At 52.9% G+C, this 19299-nt stretch carries 20 protein-coding genes; 3 read left to right on the top strand and 17 right to left on the bottom strand.

All coding sequences use genetic code 11. The features are described from left to right. Window positions 1–9 precede the first annotated feature (9 nt). From prpC to AC2IBB_RS14085, 12 genes are all read right to left on the bottom strand, one after another. Complete coding sequence (gene prpC, locus AC2IBB_RS14140) at window positions 10–1137, bottom strand: bifunctional 2-methylcitrate synthase/citrate synthase (RefSeq protein WP_486333478.1); 1128 nt, start codon at window positions 1135–1137, stop codon at window positions 10–12. A gap of 78 nt (window positions 1138–1215) precedes the next feature. Next, window positions 1216–2094, bottom strand: a complete 879-nt coding sequence (prpB, locus tag AC2IBB_RS14135; protein ID WP_486333477.1) for a methylisocitrate lyase — start codon at window positions 2092–2094, stop codon at window positions 1216–1218. A 48-nt stretch (window positions 2095–2142) separates the two neighbouring features. Beyond that, window positions 2143–2817: a GntR family transcriptional regulator gene (locus tag AC2IBB_RS14130; protein ID WP_486333476.1), complete on the bottom strand. Its 675-nt coding sequence runs from the start codon at window positions 2815–2817 to the stop codon at window positions 2143–2145. A 350-nt stretch (window positions 2818–3167) separates the two neighbouring features. Beyond that, complete coding sequence (gene murB, locus AC2IBB_RS14125) at window positions 3168–4181, bottom strand: UDP-N-acetylmuramate dehydrogenase (protein ID WP_486333960.1); 1014 nt, start codon at window positions 4179–4181, stop codon at window positions 3168–3170. Between the two features lies 1 nt (window position 4182). Beyond that, complete coding sequence (locus AC2IBB_RS14120; RefSeq protein ID WP_486333475.1) at window positions 4183–4665, bottom strand: low molecular weight protein-tyrosine-phosphatase; 483 nt, start codon at window positions 4663–4665, stop codon at window positions 4183–4185. Then, on the bottom strand, window positions 4662–5429 hold the full coding sequence (gene kdsB, locus AC2IBB_RS14115) for a 3-deoxy-manno-octulosonate cytidylyltransferase (RefSeq protein ID WP_486333474.1): 768 nt from the start codon (window positions 5427–5429) through the stop codon (window positions 4662–4664). Before kdsB ends, AC2IBB_RS14120 begins: the two co-directional genes overlap by 4 nt. A 1-nt stretch (window position 5430) precedes the next feature. Further along, the gene (locus AC2IBB_RS14110; RefSeq protein WP_486333473.1) at window positions 5431–5613 is read right to left on the bottom strand and encodes a Trm112 family protein; all 183 of its coding nucleotides are present in this window, start codon (window positions 5611–5613) and stop codon (window positions 5431–5433) included. After that, a complete protein-coding gene (gene lpxK, locus AC2IBB_RS14105; RefSeq protein ID WP_486333472.1) occupies window positions 5606–6622 on the bottom strand; it encodes a tetraacyldisaccharide 4'-kinase in 1017 nt (338 codons plus the stop codon). Before lpxK ends, AC2IBB_RS14110 begins: the two co-directional genes overlap by 8 nt. Then, window positions 6619–8376 carry a lipid A export permease/ATP-binding protein MsbA gene (gene msbA / locus AC2IBB_RS14100; protein WP_486333471.1) on the bottom strand — a complete coding sequence of 586 codons (1758 nt, stop codon included), beginning with the start codon at window positions 8374–8376 and terminating at the stop codon, window positions 6619–6621. The genes lpxK and msbA overlap by 4 nt, the downstream gene beginning before the upstream one ends. A 23-nt stretch (window positions 8377–8399) precedes the next feature. Continuing rightward, window positions 8400–8819, bottom strand: a complete 420-nt coding sequence (locus AC2IBB_RS14095) for an ExbD/TolR family protein (protein WP_486333470.1) — start codon at window positions 8817–8819, stop codon at window positions 8400–8402. Further along, complete coding sequence (locus AC2IBB_RS14090; RefSeq protein WP_305905692.1) at window positions 8816–9451, bottom strand: MotA/TolQ/ExbB proton channel family protein; 636 nt, start codon at window positions 9449–9451, stop codon at window positions 8816–8818. Before AC2IBB_RS14090 ends, AC2IBB_RS14095 begins: the two co-directional genes overlap by 4 nt. A gap of 118 nt (window positions 9452–9569) precedes the next feature. Next, window positions 9570–11894, bottom strand: a complete 2325-nt coding sequence (locus AC2IBB_RS14085) for a DNA internalization-related competence protein ComEC/Rec2 (protein WP_486333469.1) — start codon at window positions 11892–11894, stop codon at window positions 9570–9572. A 94-nt stretch (window positions 11895–11988) separates the two neighbouring features. Here AC2IBB_RS14085 and AC2IBB_RS14080 point away from each other — a divergent pair, with 94 nt between their 5' ends. The 3 genes from AC2IBB_RS14080 (at window position 11989) to AC2IBB_RS14070 (ending at window position 14510) form a co-directional block, all read left to right on the top strand. Next, the gene (locus tag AC2IBB_RS14080; protein ID WP_486333468.1) at window positions 11989–12552 is read left to right on the top strand and encodes a DUF2062 domain-containing protein; all 564 of its coding nucleotides are present in this window, start codon (window positions 11989–11991) and stop codon (window positions 12550–12552) included. Window positions 12553–12638: 86 nt separating this feature from the next. Beyond that, on the top strand, window positions 12639–13751 hold the full coding sequence (locus AC2IBB_RS14075; RefSeq protein ID WP_486333467.1) for a 3-deoxy-7-phosphoheptulonate synthase: 1113 nt from the start codon (window positions 12639–12641) through the stop codon (window positions 13749–13751). Between the two features lie 12 nt (window positions 13752–13763). Next, on the top strand, window positions 13764–14510 hold the full coding sequence (locus AC2IBB_RS14070; RefSeq protein ID WP_486333466.1) for a glycerophosphodiester phosphodiesterase: 747 nt from the start codon (window positions 13764–13766) through the stop codon (window positions 14508–14510). Between the two features lie 46 nt (window positions 14511–14556). Here AC2IBB_RS14070 and sthA read toward each other — a convergent pair whose 3' ends face one another. The 5 genes from sthA to nqrE all read right to left on the bottom strand — a co-directional run bounded on the left by sthA (window position 14557) and on the right by nqrE (window position 19299). Next, window positions 14557–15951 (bottom strand): Si-specific NAD(P)(+) transhydrogenase, encoded by a 1395-nt coding sequence (gene sthA / locus AC2IBB_RS14065; RefSeq protein WP_486333465.1) that lies wholly within the window; start codon window positions 15949–15951, stop codon window positions 14557–14559. Between the two features lie 187 nt (window positions 15952–16138). Beyond that, window positions 16139–16381: a (Na+)-NQR maturation NqrM gene (nqrM, locus tag AC2IBB_RS14060; RefSeq protein WP_486333464.1), complete on the bottom strand. Its 243-nt coding sequence runs from the start codon at window positions 16379–16381 to the stop codon at window positions 16139–16141. A gap of 4 nt (window positions 16382–16385) precedes the next feature. Then, entirely contained in the window at window positions 16386–17309 is a 924-nt protein-coding gene (locus tag AC2IBB_RS14055) for an FAD:protein FMN transferase (RefSeq protein ID WP_486333463.1), read from the bottom strand. A gap of 121 nt (window positions 17310–17430) precedes the next feature. Continuing rightward, entirely contained in the window at window positions 17431–18657 is a 1227-nt protein-coding gene (gene nqrF / locus AC2IBB_RS14050) for an NADH:ubiquinone reductase (Na(+)-transporting) subunit F (RefSeq protein ID WP_486333462.1), read from the bottom strand. 30 nt (window positions 18658–18687) lie between these two features. Then, a complete protein-coding gene (gene nqrE, locus AC2IBB_RS14045) occupies window positions 18688–19299 on the bottom strand; it encodes an NADH:ubiquinone reductase (Na(+)-transporting) subunit E (protein ID WP_486333461.1) in 612 nt (203 codons plus the stop codon).

Here is a 19299-nt window from a genome sequence, read left to right as displayed (position 1 = left end):
TTATTCGTATTAATGACGCTGCTCAATCGGAGTCCATTCAGCGGATTCCGGACCGGTATAGTCCGCCGAGGGCCGAATGATGCGATTGTTCTCACGCTGCTCTTTAACATGCGCAGCCCAGCCAGTCAGGCGCGACATAACAAATATCGGCGTAAACAATTCGGTGGGAATGCCCATGAAGTGATAGGCGGAAGCGTGGAAAAAGTCCGCATTGCAGAATAGTTTTTTCTCACGCCACATGACTTCTTCACAGCGAGCGGATACGGGATACAGCACTTTGTCGCCCACTTCTTCCGACAGCTTTTGCGCCCATTTCTTAATGATGGCGTTGCGGGGATCGGATTCACGATAGATGGCGTGCCCGAAGCCCATGATTTTCTCTTTACGCTCCAGCATGCCCATAACCTGCTCTTCCGCATCCTCGGGGCTTTTGAACTTCTCAATCATCGCCATGGCCGCCTCATTGGCGCCGCCATGTAAGGGGCCGCGCAGGGAACCAATCGCGCCAGTAATACAGGAGTGGATGTCCGACAATGTTGAAGCACACACCCGCGCAGTAAAGGTGGACGCATTAAACTCATGCTCCGCGTACAAAATGAGAGAGGCGTGCATCACCTTCTCATGCAAAGCATCAGGCTTACGTCCGTGCAACATGTGTAGAAAGTGCGCGCCTATAGAATCGTCATCCGTTTCCGTTTCAATACGCACGCCCCCCCGACTGAAGCGATACCAGTAACAGATAATGGACGGGAATAGCGCCAGCATACGATCTATATGATCGTCCTGCTGCGAGAAGTCCGCTTCAGTCTCCAGCACGCCCAACATAGAGCAGCCGCTTCTCATCACGTCCATAGGGTGCGCGCCAGCTGGAATACGCTCCAACACTTCTTTCAAAGCCTGGGGCAGCGAACGCAGCGATTTCAGCTTCGCTTTATACGCATCCAATTCCGCCTGGTTAGGCAATTTGCCTCGCAGCAGCAAATAGGCCACCTCCTCAAATTCAGCCTTATCGGCAAGGACCTCAATCCCGTACCCCCGATAGGTCAAACCATGCCCTGACTGACCCACTGTGCATAACGCCGTCTGCCCTGCGACCTGACCTCTCAGACCAGCGCCTCCAATATTTTTTTCCGCCATTGCTAATTCTCCTCTTGCATCAGACTGTTTTAAGAGTTCCGCCAAAGCGGAACCCCAATGCTTGCAGCGACTTTTGAATTATTTGTTTTTTCCCGCCGCAAACAGCGCATCCAGTTTCTTTTCGTAATCGTGATACCCCAGAAAATCGTATAGCTCCATACGGGTCTGCATGGAGTCGACCACTTCCTTCTGATCCCCCTTTCTTAGAATACTTTCATATACGTTCAAGGCTGCGCGATTCATCGCCCTGAAAGCGCTCAACGGATATAAAACCATCGCTACGCCCACAGAAGCCAACTCAGACTTGTTGTACAGCGGGGTTTGCCCAAACTCAGTAATGTTGGCCAGAATCGGCGCGCTCAATGCGTCCGAAAAAGCCTGATAATGCTCCAGCTCCGTCACTGCTTCGGCGAAGATGCCATCAGCGCCAGCCTCCAGACAGACGCCCGCGCGATCAATCGCCGCCTGCAACCCTTCCTGAGCAAACGCATCCGTTCGAGCCATAATGAAGAAATCTTTATCCGTGCGCGCATCCGCCGCAGCCTTTATCCGATCCACCATTTCTTCCTGGCTGACGATCTCTTTATTAGGCCTGTGCCCGCAGCGTTTTTGCGCCACCTGATCTTCAATATGCACCGCCGCCGCACCAGCTCGAATCATCTCCTTTACGGTTCGACCGATATTGAAAGCGCCCCCCCATCCGGTGTCGATATCAACCAGTAAAGGCAATTCAGAAGCGGCTGTAATTCTCCTCACATCCTCTAGAACGTCATTCATGCTGGTCATCCCCAAGTCTGGAAGACCAAATGACGCATTCGCCACACCGCCACCGGATAAATAGATGGCCTGATGCCCGACTCTTTCCGCCATCATTGCGCAGTAGGCGTTAATCGCGCCGACAATTTGCAGCGGCTGGTTATCTTCTAGCGCTTTGCGAAAGCGACGTCCTGCAGACATAAATACCCCCTGTTGCATACCAGTATGAGACGAGCGTTATACAGCTGATTAAAGCTGCAACTCCCCGTCGCGGTACTTCTTGATTAAATTGTTACGTGCAGCGGAAATATGCCGCCGCATCAAGAGTTCAGCCAGATCGCCGTCTCGCTCTTCAAGAGCTTCAATAATTCGCCAGTGCTCGTGAAACGCCCTTTCAGGGCGACCGCTGAATGTGCTGAGGCGGTATCGATACAACCTCAGCAAGTGATACAACTCGCCTGTCAGCATGTTGCTGAGCTTGCGGTTTTTACTGCCGGATATAATTCGAAAATGAAAATCGAAGTCGCCTTCCTTTTGGTAATAGGCGAGCCCCCTCTCTTCCTTGATTTGCTCTGCATGGATGTCCATCAGACGCTTCAAGTCATCTATTTCTTCTTGAGGCATACGCTCCGCCGCCAGTCGAATAGCCATCCCCTCCAGGGATTCACGCACCTCATACAACTCAATCAGCTCCTCAAAGGTCAGCGCCACCACTCTAGCCCCGGAGTGAGCTTTACGAACGATAAGCCCTCGCCCCTCAAGTCTGTGCAAAGCCTCTCTCAGGGGGCCCCTACCGTAGCCAAATTTTGCGGAAAGCTCGGCTTCACTAATCTTTTCTCCCGCCCTGATATCCCCTTTAACAATAGCGGTCTGCAGACGCTCAAACGCCTGGTCAGCAAGAGTTCTGGAATCAGGTGCAGCCATATTGTTTACAATTCTCCGCCAATGAACGCTCAAGCGCTAACCACACAAACGCGCGCCACAGGATTGTAAACAATTTTGCCAACAAAGAAAAAGAGTGATTCTGGACTAATTTTACAATAGCGGAATGCCCTTAGACTTGGCGCTGATTTGCCCGTCAGGGTAAGAGGTAGGAAATTGAAAAAATATATTTATATATTTCAATCACCTGGAATCAAGTAAGAACGCAGCCCTCACCACTGTGAAGAGAGTCCGAGCACTAACGCCGAACGATTAACGCAACATAAAAATAAGAAAAGCAGGAAGGGGCGACTCGGACAGATTCGACGACAAGTCAGTGTCGGGCAGATTGTTTACAAAATTTGAGGCTCAATTTCCAAAGACACTCCAAAACGCTCCATAACGGAAGCCTGTATTCTGGAAGCCAACGATTTCACTTCACTCCCGGGTTTATGGCCAGGATTAATAAGAACCAAGGACTGCTTCGGATAAACACCCACTCCATCCTCCAAATAGCCTTTCCAGCCACAAGCCTGAATCAGCCATCCAGCAGCTAATTTCCGGGAACCGTCCGCAAGCGGAAAAGACACAATATCCGGAAAGCTTTCATTCAGCGCCAGAAAATGCTCTTTCGACACCACAGGATTCTTAAAGAAGCTTCCGGAGTTGGGAACCTGCGCGGGATTCGGCAACTTTTCCTCTCTAATGGCCGCCACCAGCCTGGCGACTGAAGGAGCGCTTTCCTCGCTCCCGGCTGACTCCCAGCGTCGCTTTAGCTCCGCATATTCAAGCACCAAAGGAGTCTCAGCGGACAACCTGAATGCAACTTCCCAAATCAGCCACTTCTTTCCCTGTTCGGACTTAAAGAAGCTATCGCGATAACCAAAGCAGCAATCAGAAAGAGCAAATTCTCTTTCTTCCAACGTCTCCATATGAATCGCCCGCACCGAGTACAAGCGATCCTTTAGCTCCACACCATAGGCGCCAATGTTCTGAATGGGCGCAGCGCCTACCGTACCCGGGATCAGAGCCAGATTCTCCAGCCCCACATATCCTCGCTCCAGCGTCCACCAGACAAACTCATGCCAGTTTTCCCCTGCGCCTACTCTCACAATATCGCCATGACAATCAGAAGCGTCCACGCTGACGCCTCGATTCTCCATTTTGATCACAACGCCAGGGAAATCACTGGTGAAAACGACGTTACTGCCGCCCCCGAGCACAAATATTGGCAAAGACGTCGACTTCAGCTCCGCCAACGCGCAACGTATCTCGCCAATATCCGCAACAGCGACCATGCGCAGCCCGCGTGCAGGGCAACCCATGGTATGGCGAGCCGTTAGATCCGCACCGACTTCCCACTGCATGTCAGTCACGACGACTTAGCTCCTCGCGAACATACTCAATCAACCCCTCGCAGGTGTCTTCCACAAGATCCAATACATGCTCAAAGCCTTGTGGGCCTCCGTAATATGGGTCCGGCACTTCACGCTCATCGCTGGCGGAAGCAAAGCTCAAAAACAGTTTCACTTTTTCCTGATGCTTTTGGGGACACATGTTCTGCAGGTGCGAAAGATTATCCCGGTCCATCGCCAACACCAGATCAAACCGCTCAAAATCTTCCGGAGTCACTTGGCGCGCCCGAATGTGATCAAGGGAGTAACCGCGCTTACCCGCAAACTCACGAGCGCGTCGATCAGGCGATTCGCCGGCGTGCCAGCCGCCAGTACCGGCGGAGTCCACCGCCACACGCCCCATTAAATCCGCCCGCTTCAGATACGCCTCAAACACACCATGAGCAGTAGGCGAACGACAGATATTCCCCATACACACAAACAGAATATTGATCATGACTTCCCGGCCATTATTGCGCGAACCCGTTGCAGATCCGCCTCAGTATCCACACCCGCCGGGGGGGCCTTCGCCACCACATCCACATGAATGGGAACCCCTTTCCACATAGCGCGCAACTGCTCCAGACTTTCAATGCCTTCTAAAGGACAACTGCCCCATGACACGTAGTCGCGCAAAAAACCGACCCGATAGGCATAAACGCCAATATGACGATAGAAATCGTAAGTGGGGGGCAAGCCCGCGGCAGCGTCGCCGAAATAGTCTCGCGCCCAGGGGATTGGCGCCCGGGAAAAGTACAGCGCCATGCCAGCTTCACTTTTCACCACTTTGACGGCATTGGGATTGAACAGGGTCTCCCTGTCATGAATCCTCTCACACAGCGTGGCGATTCCCGCCTGCGGATTCGCCGCCAGGTTATTGGCGACCTGGGAAATAAGCTGCGCAGGCAGCATCGGCTCATCTCCTTGCACGTTGACCACGATTTCATCATCGTCCAACCCAAGGATCTCCGCACACTCAGCCAAGCGATCTGTACCAGAAGGGTGATCCACTCGCGTCATCAGTACAGAACCGCCGAAACTTTCTACCGCCTCGGCAATTCTCGAATCATCCGTAGCAACATAAATATGCTTGGCCAGACTCTCCCGCGCCCTGTCATGAACATGCGCAACCATAGGCTTGCCGGCGATATCCAGCAAAGGCTTTCCCGGCAACCTGGAGGAACCATAGCGGGCGGGAATAATGACAGTGAAAGCACTCATATCAGCTTAGCCGCTCATCAGTAGTCAGCGTGCGCGCCTCTTTTTCAAGCATTACCGGAATGCCGTCGCGAATAGGAAAAGCCATGCCGTCGTTCTTACAAATCAACTCCTGCTTTTCACGATCATACTTTAAGTCGCCTTTGCAAACCGGACAGGCAAGAATGGCCAATAGTTTTTTATCCATCTATTTTTTGACTCCGCAATTCGTTTAGCCTGGCGCCGATCTTCTCATAAAACGCAGAGTTAAGTTCCGCGCCAACTTCCAGGTACCAGGCGTTTTCAAGATTAAACGACTTACACTTGACCGCATCTTTCTCCGTCATCAAAACGGGAAGATCATCGTTGAATTCTATATCCTTCCGGACGTAACTGTAATGATCGGGGAATGCATGCTGAATGGAGGCCACTTCCAGATCCGCCAGCGTGGCGAAAAAACGCCCCGGATTGCCAATTGCGGCGACGGCATGCGCAGTCCGCCCGGCAAAATGACTCGCACTTTTTTCTTCGCCGCCTGAGACTTTTTTCCAGCGTACGGGGCGCAATTGCATTGTGTAATCCGCACTCACTTGCGCATGCAGACCATTACTGACAACCAGATCGACTGACTGCACACGCCTTACTGGCTCCCGCAAGGGGCCAGCGGGAAGACAAAGTCCATTTCCCCAGCCTCGTTGCGCATCCACTACCACAATCTCCATATCGCGAGGCAGCGCCAGATGTTGCAGCCCATCATCGCTGATCACCACATCGCAATCGTAGACATCCAGCAATTTTCGTAAGGCTTCCGCCCGCTTGGGCGCAACCACCACCGGACAGCCTGTGCGCATATGAATCAACGCGGGCTCATCGCCAGTCACTGCGGGATCTGGATTACGACCCACCAGAACCGGGTACACATCGCTTTCACCGCCATAGCCGCGACTCACCACTCCGGGCCTCAATCCTCTACGCTGAAAATACTCCACCAGCGCCACCACCAACGGAGTCTTACCCGCGCCGCCTACAGTCAAGTTGCCCACAACAATGACCGGGGGGCGCAACATAATCGCTTCAGACTCAGCGCTCTTCGATTGCGTCAAAGCAAAGATCGTCTTTCTGATCGCCACTATGAGCAAATAAAGCCAGGACAAGGGCCATAGAACAAACTTCCAGCGCGAGCCTCCATACCAGACCCGCTCGATCCATGCGCTCATGCGTTTGCTTCACTGAATTGCAGCTTGTGCAAAGCCGCGTAAGCACCATCTTTTTCAATCAAATCACGGTGTGAGCCAACTTCCACAATGCGCCCCTGATCCATGACCACGATTTTGTCTGCGTTTTCTATAGTCGACAGTCGATGCGCGACCACTAACGTAGTGCGCCCTTTCATCAAGGTTTCCAAAGCGCTTTGTATATTGCGCTCTGCATGCGTATCCAGCGCCGAAGTGGCCTCATCCAGAATCAATATTGGCGAGTCTTTCAACAACGCCCGGGCAATAACCATCCGCTGCCGCTGACCTCCGGACAAGCGCGTTCCGTTTTCACCCAGCAACGTATCAAATCCTTGCTCCAACTGTTCAATAAAGCTCAGCGCATCAGCGGATTTCGCAGCTTCCCGCACTTGCTCTGAGGTAGCGTCAGCTAACGCGCCATAGGCAATATTATTGGTAACCGTATCGTTAAATAGAATAACCTGCTGAGTCACGATGGAAATTTGTCGCCTCAAGGAGGTCAGAGTAAAGTCCTTAAGCGGCTTCCCATCCAACAGGATCTCGCCCTGCTCATAGTCATAAAATCTAGGCAGAAGACTGACCAAAGTCGACTTACCACTACCGGAGCGTCCGACCAGAGCGACAGTCTCTCCAGGCTCGATGACGAGATTAATGTCCTGTAATGCAGGCCTGCCTTCATCGCCATAACTGAAACCCAGCCCTTTGAACTCCAGCCGGCCTTGCACTCGTCCCGCCGCGAAAGCGCCTTCGTCTTTTTCTGTCGGCTGATCTAACTGCATGAACACATCCTGCGCCGCGGAGATTCCCCGCTGGATGACAGCATTAACTTCCGTCAGCTGCCTGATGGGCTTAGCGCAGGTAGTCGCCGCAGTGATGTAAGCTAAAAACTCGCCTGTGCTCATATTGCCGCGTATTTCCGGGCTGAGCGCCAGCCACACCAATAAGGCGATAAAAACGGAAATAACCAGCTGTATGATCGGCGTGGACAAGGCCTGGGTTAAAGACATCTTCAACGCCTGGGCGATGTTGTATTCACTGGCCTTCATAAAACGACTGAACTCGTATTCCTCGCCTCCAAAGGTTCTCATGACGCGATACCCGCCAATAGATTCTGAGGCCACGTGCGTCACATCCCCCATACTGCTCTGTATGCGTTGACTGATGCGCCGAAAACGCTTGGAGACGTAGCTGATGAGAACACCGATGATAGGACCGAGAACAAGAAACAAAAGCGTCAGCTTCCAGCTGACGTAGATCATATACCCCATCAACCCGATGACGGTGAACCCTTCACGCAAGACGACAGTAATCGCATTGGTGGCGGCGCCTGTCACTTGGTCCACGTTATAGGTGATGCGCGAAACTAAGTGTCCGGTCGAATTGGAGTCAAAGAAGCGACAGGGCAACACGGTCAAATGGCGGAACAACTCCAGACGCATACGGTGCACGATGCCTCTCGCCACCCTGGCCATGAAGTAACCACCCAGAAATGAACCCAGGCCACGCAAGGCGAATATGCCAATGATCAGCATGGGAACAAGAAGACGCCCTTCCGGGCTTGGAGTTTCGATCGCCGCAACAATATATTTAGTTGCGTCCGCCATTGCTGCGCTGGCCAAGGCGTATACCACGTTGCCCAGCACGGCCAAAGCGAACACTTTCCATAGCGGCTTCAAATAAGACAGCAGTCTGCCGTACACTTGCGCGCCGGCATACTGCTTTGCGACTTTTGACATGTCAGCCCTTAGTCAGGATAACGTTATTCGGCTTCAGTGCGCTGAGTGGTGATGCTCAACTTCTGATACCCGAGCTGACCGGCGACATCCATGGCCCGAACGACATATTCGTGCGGGGTTTTGGCGTCCGCCGTAACGATAAACGGGAGATCATTTTTGCCCTTGGACAACTGCTCCACCGCTCTTTTCAAGGTGGCGATCTGACTATTGATCAGTACGCGCTGATTGACAGTGTACTGTCCGTCTTTGTTGATCACGACCTCGATTTGATCCACCAGACTCTCAGACGTTTCGCCTGACGCCTTTGGCAGCTCCACCGCCAAGTGCGCTTCCTTGGTGAACGTGGTCGAGACCATGAAGAAGATCAGCAGCAGGAAAACAACGTCAATCAGAGGCGTTACGTTTACTGACAACTCTTCTCTGGATTGGCGCCGGAATTTCACTTGCTTTTCACTCCGCTCATGTCGACATCACGATCGCCGTGTACAACTTCAACCAGTTTTAACGCCTGCTGCTCCATCTCAACCACCAGCTCATCAACGCGACGCTGGAAGTAACGGTGGCATACCAATGCCGGAATAGCGATAGTCAAACCAACCGCAGTAGTAATCAACGCCTTTGAAATACCGCCCGCCAGAGCCTGGGTGTTGCCCGTACCCGCAATTTGAATTTCAGCGAATACGTCAATCATGCCAATAACCGTCCCCAGCAGCCCCAACAGTGGAGCAATAGCCGCAACGGAGCCCAGCGCCGTCAGGAAGCGCTCCAGCTCATGCACCACATGGCTGGCCTCTTCTTCAATGCTTTCCTTCATGATCTCACGGCCATGCTTGGCGTTGATCAAACCTGCTGCGAGAACGCGCCCAAGGGGGGTGGACTGTTGGAGGTCTTTCAGGGTTTTGCCATTAAGTTCTTTTTTCTTAAGGCGCGCCATCAAATCGTTAACAATTGAGCGCGGCGCAACTTTTTGCGGCCGCAGAGTCCAGAATCTTTCAATAATGATCGCTAAAGCCACCACTGAACACAGCAAAATAGGGATCATTATCAAGCCGCCGGCCTTTAACAACTCGTACACGCATCTGTCTCCTCAAAAAAATTGCCATACTTTACCACAGCCTATAAACAAACCGTAACAGCAAAAGCTTATTGGTCAGTAATCTTAACTCTTTAAAAGCACGGGGTTGTTCACAGAATCAGCGATTCTTATCCAAGGCTATTGAAACCTCCGCCTGGGGTCCGCCAAACTGCAGTTTGAGGGGGCCGCCGTCCTCTTTCACCTGTACGCGGACGGCGCCGCTCTGAGCCGTATTATGAAAAATGACATCCCTTCGCTCGAACCAATCCCGCACCAGCTTGTGAGGATGACCGAATGCGTTGCGATACCCCGCTGAGGCGATGACAACACGAGGCGACACGGCGGAAATGAATTCAGGCAAGAAGCTCGAAGCACTGCCGTGATGAGGCAGCACCATAATATCCGCTTCAAGTTCGCCATTGGCTGAAAGCAGCAACTTTCGTTGCGCCGCCGCCTCGATATCTCCCGTCAATAGAATCGACCAACTTCCCACCGTCAGGCGGACCACACAGGAGCGATTATTCCCTTTATCCATCGCCTCCAGCGAAGGCCACAGAACCTTCATCCGCGCCGCACCAACTTGATAGTCAGCGCCAGCGACACAAGCGCCACTTCCAGGAACCCTCTCCGGCTCCCCGGACAAAACAGCGGCGACGGGGAACGACGAACGGACCTCAGCCCACCCTCCAGCATGATCACTATCGCCATGGCTGATGATGGCGTATTTCAACTCGGCGGCGCCGATGAATTGCAAATAAGGGCCAACGATTGCAGAGCCGGCGCTCCACCCATCGGCGGAACCGGGTCCGGCATCATATAAAGCAACCTCTCCTCTACTTTCTACCACCGACGCCAAACCCTGCCCTACATCCAGCACGGTATAGCGAAACCAGACAGTCTCAGCCCGCTCGCGCATCCCCACGCCAAGCAGTGCGAGCAAACATACAAACCACACAGCGCCGGGCGTTCGCATCGCCCCGGCGGCCCAAAGTCCCACAAGAATAAAACTGGTCGACGCCAACGTCACACTCAATGGCGCCTGCAACATGGGCCCCGAAGACGCCAGATCAGCCACCTTCCAGAATCCCTCCAAACAAACATCCGTCGCCTGCAGCAGGAATTCGCCTCCTGACGGCCACACCAATGAGCCAGCGAGAGCCAGAAGCCCCAAGGGCACGACAATCAGCGTAATCAGTGGAGTTGCAATGAGGTTCGCCAATGGCGCGGCCGTTGGAATCTGCTGAAAGCTGACCGCCAGCAGCCCCGCCAGACCAATGGTCAACACCATCTGTGATCGCCACAGCGCGCCAAATCTTGAGAGGGACTGCAGCGGCCTGTGACCAAAAGCGGCGAATAGTAGACCAACCGCCACAAAGGACAACCAAAAACCCGCACTCCACGGCGCAAGGGGGTCCAATAGCAAACTGACTGAAAGAACGGCAATGAAAAAGGTTGAGGGCAATACCCGGCGACGCAAACGTAGCAGGAGCAATGCAAGGCACACTGCCAGCGCGGCTCGCAGCGCGGGCAGACCATAATCAATCAACGCCACATAGGAAAGGATCGTCATGATGGTCAAGCCGCACGCAATCCAGTCGGCGTATTGCCGTGAAAGCCAACAGAGCGCCCAGCGAAAGACGAACATAAAAAGAATCGCGATCAACCCGATATGAAGGCCGGATATCACCAATAGATGAGTCAGCCCTGATTGTCTCAGCACATCCCACTGCGACTCGCTCAGCTCAGAGCGAGCCCCCAGAAATAGCGCCAAGAAACTTCGCTGGTGCGCCATCTGCTCCGATGTCGAGCGAACCTGCCCCCGAATCAGAGACCGAAACTCAGCCAGCCTCCCTATCACCCCCTCAGCCCGCTCCACTTCCCATGATTCAACGGCCCCCTGAACAATGGAGCCCCTCGCATACAAACCAGACCTCCAAAGTTTCTGCCAGGCCCAGGGATCATGAAAGTTTTGTAATGGCCTGATATCCTTTAACTTCGCCTGCAGGGAATAGCGTCCGGATTCACGCAACTCAATGTCACAGTAGTAACAGGATAAGCGTACGACTCTACCCGCCAGCTCAGGCGACAAAACACCGCTCCTGCGGGCTTCAGCGACACAGAAAGAAAAAGACTGCACATTGCCAGCGCGCACGGGGCTGCATACTTCGCCATGCAGTTGCAACGTGTCGCCAAGCAAAGACTGAGGCAAGGGCTCCGCAATAATCTGTAATCGAATTCCGGCGAAAATGACCCCAAACAGAAACAATGCCGGGGTATAATAGCGACCTCGGCCGCTAAGTCTCCCCGCAATGACGCCCAGCAAGGCTAGAATACTTACTAAGGGGAAGACCCAAACGTGACGGGAGATGAATAAAAGCCAATGATGGCCAAATATAAAGACAGTCAGCCATCCGGCTATTAGCGCGAGCATCCATGTGCGCATCGGTTGTTCCCTAAATTTACATTACACTCTAATATATGGCGGCTTTTTTTCGGAGCAGCACTCTATACGACTTTCACGCGGTTGTAATCAGCAAATGCCTAAAGATTTCATCAAGAAGTGGATGCCAAATCCACACAAGCTCAGAGAAAACAAGTCACTGCACTTTTTAGGCGACATCTTACACGAGCCCAATCTCTGGCATATCAACCGCCATGCCGTATCCAAGGCCGTGCTGGTGGGCGTATTCTGCAGCTTTATCCCCATGCCCTTTCAGATGGTGGTGGCCGCCTTCATCGCCGTCTGGGTGAATTGCAACCTACCCTTGGCCGTCGCCTTGGTATGGATCAGCAATCCCGTCACTATGCCGCCCATCTTTTACTTCAATTATCTGGTTGGCGCGCACATTTTGGGCATGCCGAAGATGCATTTTGAGTTTGAACTTAGTTTCGCCTGGCTTGGAGAGAAACTCTACCAAATCGGTTTACCGCTTTATTTCGGCTCGTTCATTTGCGCACTTTTCTTTTCCGTACTGGGTTACGTAATCGTCGAGTACTTGTGGCGCCGTAAAATCAGGCACGACTGGCGCAAGCGGCAAGAAAGGCTCGCAATACGCCGCGCTGCGGGCTTATCCTGCCAGCAGAATACCAAAACGCCCTAAGGAATGTCGCCGCGGAGCCAGCGGCGTCATACTGTGCATCGGACACTGTCCGTCCCAAGAGTCCATCCCTACCTCAGGAAACCGTCATGCTGATCATTCTTCACCCTGATACCGACATAAACTCCGAAGCTTATAGAGAAACCCTGAACTTTATTGACGCGCTTCCCGGCGTCGCCAGCAAAGTGCATGAGATTCAAGGCAAGCAGCAGAAGCTGACGGAAATTTACCTTCTTGGCGACACCAAGAAGCTCAATGCGGAAGAATTAGAGGCGCTACCCGCTGTTGAGCGCGTCGTACGCATATCTGAAGAATATCGCATTCTCGGCCGCCACTCGGACAGCAAACGCACCACCGGCTTTCACTACAACGGCCTGACTTTTGACCAAGAGAGTTTCCACGTTTTCGCCGGTCTCTGCGCAGTAGACAATCCCGCTCATGTCGAGGAGATGATGCGCGCCCTGAAGGAAAATGGGCAGCAATGCACCCGCATGGGAGCTTACAAACCGCGCACAAACCCCTACACATTCCAAGGCCACGGCAAAGACTGCCTGCCTTACGTATTCGAACTGGCTGGCAAGTACGACATCAAAGTCATCGCCATGGAGATCACCCATGAGAGCCACATTGAAGAGATTGACGAGTGCCTGGAGAAAACAGGTCGCCCGACCGGCGTCATGCTTCAGATCGGCACCCGCAATACGCAAAATTTTGAGCTTCTCAAAGCTATCGGCAGGCAGAAAGAATACCCTGCACTGCTGAAAAGAGGGTTCGGCATCTCATTGAACGAATCGCTGAACGCAGCGGAATATCTGGCTAGCGAAGGCAACGCCAATGTCGTTTTCTGTTTGCGCGGCATGAAAACTGACGGCGGGGCACCCCATCGCAACCTGGTCGACTTCGCTCACGTTCCTGTCATCAAGCGCCTTACTCGTATGCCCGTCTGCGTGGACCCTTCTCATTCTGTCGGCAACCACGAGCGCGCGCCTGACGGGATTCTGGAAGTCACTCACGCCACAGCCCAGGGAATTATCGCCGGAGCAAACATGGTCCTGGTGGATTTTCACCCCCATCCAGCCAAAGCGCTGGTGGATGGCCCTCAGGCCCTGACTCTGCCGGATCTTCCACTGTTTTTGGAAGATGCGAACCTGTGTAGAGAAACCTATCTGAAACGTCAGCAAGTCTATAAAAAACTGGTTTAGCGGAAACTTAATATGATTATTGTGGGTCATCGGGGCGCCAAGGGCGAGGCGCCGGAAAACACAGTCGCCGGCTTTGTTCACCCCTATCGGGAAGGCATCCGCAATTTTGAGCTGGATCTCCAGCTCAGCAAGGATGGCCACTTAATGGTTATTCACGACAAAACCACCAATCGCACAACCGGCCATGCCGCCAAAGTGGCGGAGCTTACCGCAGCCGAGCTGGGAGACCTGAACGCAGGGCTGCATGTCCCGCCATGGCATGAACCCGCCCCTGTCCCCACACTACAGGACATACTGGCGGTCTGCCCTGAGTTTCAGTCGATACAGCTGGAAATCAAAACCGATACCAAATCCAGATTGAATATACTCTGCAATCGATTGGTGGAGCTTATCCAGCATGAAAAGCTGTTTGGCCGCGTATTAGTAACTTCGTCAAACTCCTGGGTGCTGCAACAGATCAAACGGCTGAACAGCTCCATCGAAACAGGATATGTCGCAGAGAAGCGTTTTCCGGGACCGGTACAAACCGCACTCAAGCTAAATTGTCGAATGCTGGTGCTGTACTACAAGCTGGCTGACGAGGAGCTCATGACGGACGCCAGAAAAGCAGGACTGGAAGTCTCCACCTGGACGGTGAATATGATCCCCGACGTGTTACGCCTGCAGGAGCTGGGCGTGCACAGCGTGATCACCGACTATCCCTGCCATGTTCTCAAATACCTGAAGACCCAGCAGCCGCATCTGACTCACGCCCAATAATCAGGCCACGGTTAAAGGCGAAGGGAGCCCCCTCGCCTTTAACCTGTCAGAATATGCGATTTAGACCGTTTAACGCCGCAACCCGATAGGCTTCCGCCATGGTTGGGTAATTAAAGGTAGTGTTCACAAAATACTCAATAGTATTCAGTTCACCCGGCTGATTCATGATGGCCTGACCGATGTGCACAATCTCCGAAGCCTGATCGCCAAAGCAGTGGATGCCAAGCAGCTCCATCGTTTCACGATGGAATAACAGCTTCAGCATGCCCACTGTATCGCCAGTAATCTGTGCGCGAGCCAAATCTTTGAAAAACGCCTGTCCCACTTCATAGGGCACTTTGGCTTCCGTCAGCTCCGCCTCTGTCCGTCCTACCGAGCTAATCTCTGGAATCGTATAAATCCCTGTCGGCACATCGGTAATAAAGCGGAAGAAATCATCTTTCACGATCTCGGACGAGGCCGAGCGCCCCTGGTCATACGCCGCACTCGCCAGACTGGGCCAGCCGATCACGTCACCTGCGGCAAAAACATGCGGAATCTTGGTGCGGTAGTGATTATCCACAGCCAACTGACCACGAGCATTCGGCTCCAGGCCAATATTCTCTAACCCCAGGTTATCCGTGTTGCCGGTACGGCCATTACACCAGAGGAAAGCATCCGCGCGTATGCGCTTACCGGATTTCATCGTCAACACGACGCCATGATCATCGCCGACGACACTGTCGTATTGCTCGTTATGACGCACCAATACTCCGTTGTCTCGCAGGTGATAACTCAACGCATCCGAAATTTCTCCATCAAGGAAAGACAGCAAACGCTCTCCGGGGTTAATCAGATCCACTTTCACCCCCAACCCGACAAAGATAGAGGCGTACTCGCACCCGATAACGCCGGCCCCGTATATAATCAGCGTTCTAGGGGTATGGTTAAGCTTGAGTATGCTGTCGCTGTTGTATACGCGACGGTGAGTGAAGTCCACATCTTCCGGCAAATAGGGTCTTGAACCTGTGGCGATGACAATCTGCTTGCCGTACAACACTTCCTTACCATTCAGGCCGCCTCGCACCTCTATACGGTTTTCGTCAATGAAACTGGCGCGCCCGCGGTAAAGGTCCACTCTATTGCGAGCATAAAACTGTGTCCGAATTTTTACCTGCTTGCCAATGACTCGCTCAGCATTCTGCAGGACTCTGGGAAAAGAAAACCAACGAGGTTCTCCGATATCCCGAAACATGGTATTGGTATTGAACTGAATGATTTGCTTGACCGCATGTCGCAGCGCTTTCGACGGAATTGTCCCCATGTGGGTGCAATTGCCGCCAACCTGGCTTTTATCTTCAATCACTGCAACGCGTTTACCGTGCTTCGCAGCATTCATCGCCGCGCCTTCGCCAGCCGGCCCGGCGCCAATTACAACTACATCATAACGATATTCAGCCATGCGCTGTCGGTCTCCTGAAGTCCCATCCCGCCGGATCGCGACCGCTACAGGCAGTCTGACGGGAACTCATTATCATAGATTATTTGTCTTGCAGGGTCGGATGAGGGCGCCGCCGCATCCGACAACTCAGTCGGCTTACTCCACGGATGGCAAACCACTATTCAGCGGATTACTAAGGGTAAGCGACTTATTTCTTTCGGGTGGCGTCGTAAGCAAGCTCCTCAGCCTGAGCTTGGGATTGCTTGGCGGCTTCCGTTTCTTTTTCACACTTATTTTTATCGCCGCCACAAATATCGCAGGCAACTTCCATACCCAGTGCGCTCATGCCGCCACAGGAACCTGAAATAGGTTTGCGACCAAGGATGACGCCTATGGACATAGCCAAAACGATGAGCAGCATTACGCCAAAAACAACAAGAAATACATACATTGCTTTACTCCTCCAATCGTTTGATACGCTTCAAAAACGCAGGAGACGGTTCTTCTACAAACTTACCGTCTCGCCGAACAATTAACAACACGGCGATATCGTTCTTGACCGCAACATCCATGCCTTGGTCCGGCCCCATCACCATAAAAGAAGTCGCCAGTGCGTCCGCGCGCGCCACCGTATCGTCAATAACCGTCACAGAAGCTAAATTGTGGCCAATCGGCTTACCAGTGCGGGGATCAATAGTATGAGAGTAGCGTACGCCGTCCTCTTCGAAGTAATTGCGGTAATCGCCGGATGTCGCAACCGCCCCTCTATCCAACTCCAGAACATTCTGAGTCCGCCGCTCTCCTACTACCGGAGACTCTATGGCGATTCGCCATGGCTGGCCGTCCGGCTTATGTCCGCTCAGCATCACTTCACCGCCAACTTCAACCAAATAGTCCGTGACGCCTTTCGACTCCAGATATCTAGCCGCGAGATCGACGGAGTACCCCTTGGCGACGGCGGACAAATCCACGTACATCGCAGTTTCTTTGAGTACTTTCTCCCCGTCTGACTGGTATTTGAGGTGTTGGTAGCCAACATTGGACAACTCGCTGGAAAGCATGGCCTCATCCGGAATCTTGATTGGACGAAGATCCGGGCCGAACCCCCACAGATTCACCAGCTTGCCCACCGTAATATCAAAGGCCCCGCCACTGATATCGCTGACGCCCTGCGCAATTTGGAACACTTCATAGGTTTCAGGCGAGAAGTCAAACCAGCCGCCCGGAGCAGACTGATTAAAGCGGCTGAGTTCCGACTCGGGCTTGTAGGTCGACATCAGCCTATCGACAAGCTGCAGTTGCGCCAATACGCCTTGCGCCAGTTCCTGCTCTGTATTATCCGAAACAGAAACCCATTTAACATGATAGGTCGTACCCATGATCTTGCCCTCCGAAGAGTGCAGCTCTGGGCCAGAATGCAAGCAGCCCGCCAATGCGAGACTGCCTGACAGCAGCAAAGCACGGGCGGGCTTTCTGATTTTAAGGAACGAGAAAATAATATTAACCACCAAAATCGTCTAACAGAATATTCTCGTCCTCAACGCCTAGATCTTTCAGCATTTTGATGACTGCAGCGTTCATCATGGGCGGTCCGCACATATAGAACTCACAATCTTCTGGTGCTGGATGTTCTTTAAGGTAGTTCTCATACAGTACGTTGTGGATGAACCCCTTGTAGCCTGTCCAGTTATCGTCAGGTAACGGATCGGATAGCGCCACATGCCACTGGAAGTTGTCGTTCTCCGCAGCCAGGCCATCAAAGTCGTCCACATAGAACATTTCCCGGCGGCTGCGAGCGCCATACCAGAATGACATCTTACGGCTGGTCTTGATCCGCTTCAGCTGATCGAAAATGTGCGCGCGCATTGGAGCCATACCAGCGCCGCCGCCCACAAACACCATTTCTGCATCAGTTTCCTTGGCGAAAAACTCACCAAAGGGTCCGTATACCGTTACCTTGTCGCCAGGCTTCAAAGAGAAAACCCAGGAAGACATCTGGCCGGGCGGGAAGTTGGTGCCGGGAGGAGGCGTTGCAATACGAATATTAAACTTCAATACGCCACGCTCTTCCGGATAGTTCGCCATGGAGTATGCGCGGATAACCGGCTCTTTCACGACAGAACGGAAGCGCCACAGATTGTGTTTATCCCAGTCTTCCCGGAAACGTTCTTCAATATCAAATTTATCGTAAGTGACATCGTAAGCCGGCGTTTCCAACTGCACGTAACCACCTGCACGGAAGTCTACAACTTCACCGTCCGGCAGCTTCAATACCAGCTCTTTGATGAAAGTGGCGACGTTGTGATTGGACACCACCTCGCATTCCCACTTCTTAACGCCGAAGACTTCTTCCGGTACTTCGATTTTCATGTCCTGTTTTACGGCAACCTGACATGACAAACGCCAGCCTTCCTTCTCTTCGCGGCGAGTGAAGTGGGCCCTCTCCGTCGGCAGCATAGAGCCGCCGCCATCGAAAACCTTACACTTACACTGCGCACAGCTACCGCCGCCGCCGCAGGCGGACGACAAAAATACGCCCTCCCCAGCCAAAGTCTGCAGCAACTTACCGCCAGCAGGCGTTTTGATTGTGTGGTTCGGATCGCCGTTCACCTCAATGGAAACGTCGCCCGAGCTGACCAGTCTTGCGCGCGCCGCCAGAATCACCGCCACTAGTGATAGCACTATGGCGGTGAACATGACTACGCCCAATATGATTTCAGTGTTCATTTAATATCAACCTTCACCTGTTCGGACCGATTACAGAGAAATGCCTGAGAAAGACATAAAGCCAAGCGACATCAGACCTACGGTGATAAAGGTGATCCCCAGACCACGCAGACCTTCAGGAACGTCACTGTATTTCAGCTTCTCTCTGATACCAGCCAGGGCGATGATCGCCAGCGCCCAACCCAGTCCTGCTCCAAAGCCGTATACCAAGCTCTCGCCGAATGTGTAATCACGCTCAACCATGAACAGGGAGGCGCCCATAATTGCACAGTTAACGGTGATCAGTGGCAGGAACACCCCTAACGCGTTGTAAAGCGCAGGGAAGAACTTATCCAGCACCATCTCCAATATCTGTACGATAGCGGCGATAACACCGATATAAGTCAGCAACCCAAGAAAACTCAGATCCACGTTCGGCAAGCCCGCCCAGCTTAGCGCGCCTTCACGCAACAAGCCGTTGTAAATGGCGTGGTTAACAGGAACGGTGACGGAAAGTACTACCACCACGGCAATCCCAAGACCAATGGCCGCCTCCATCTTTTTAGATAGAGCCAGGAATGTACACATTCCCAAGAAGAAGGCCAAAGCCATGTTTTCGACGAATACCGCCTTAATAAGGAGGCTCAGGTAATGTTCAAACAT

It is taken from the genome of Hahella sp. NS-SX17 (assembly GCF_057367735.1).
This window is presented reverse-complemented; position numbering and strand designations above follow the sequence as displayed.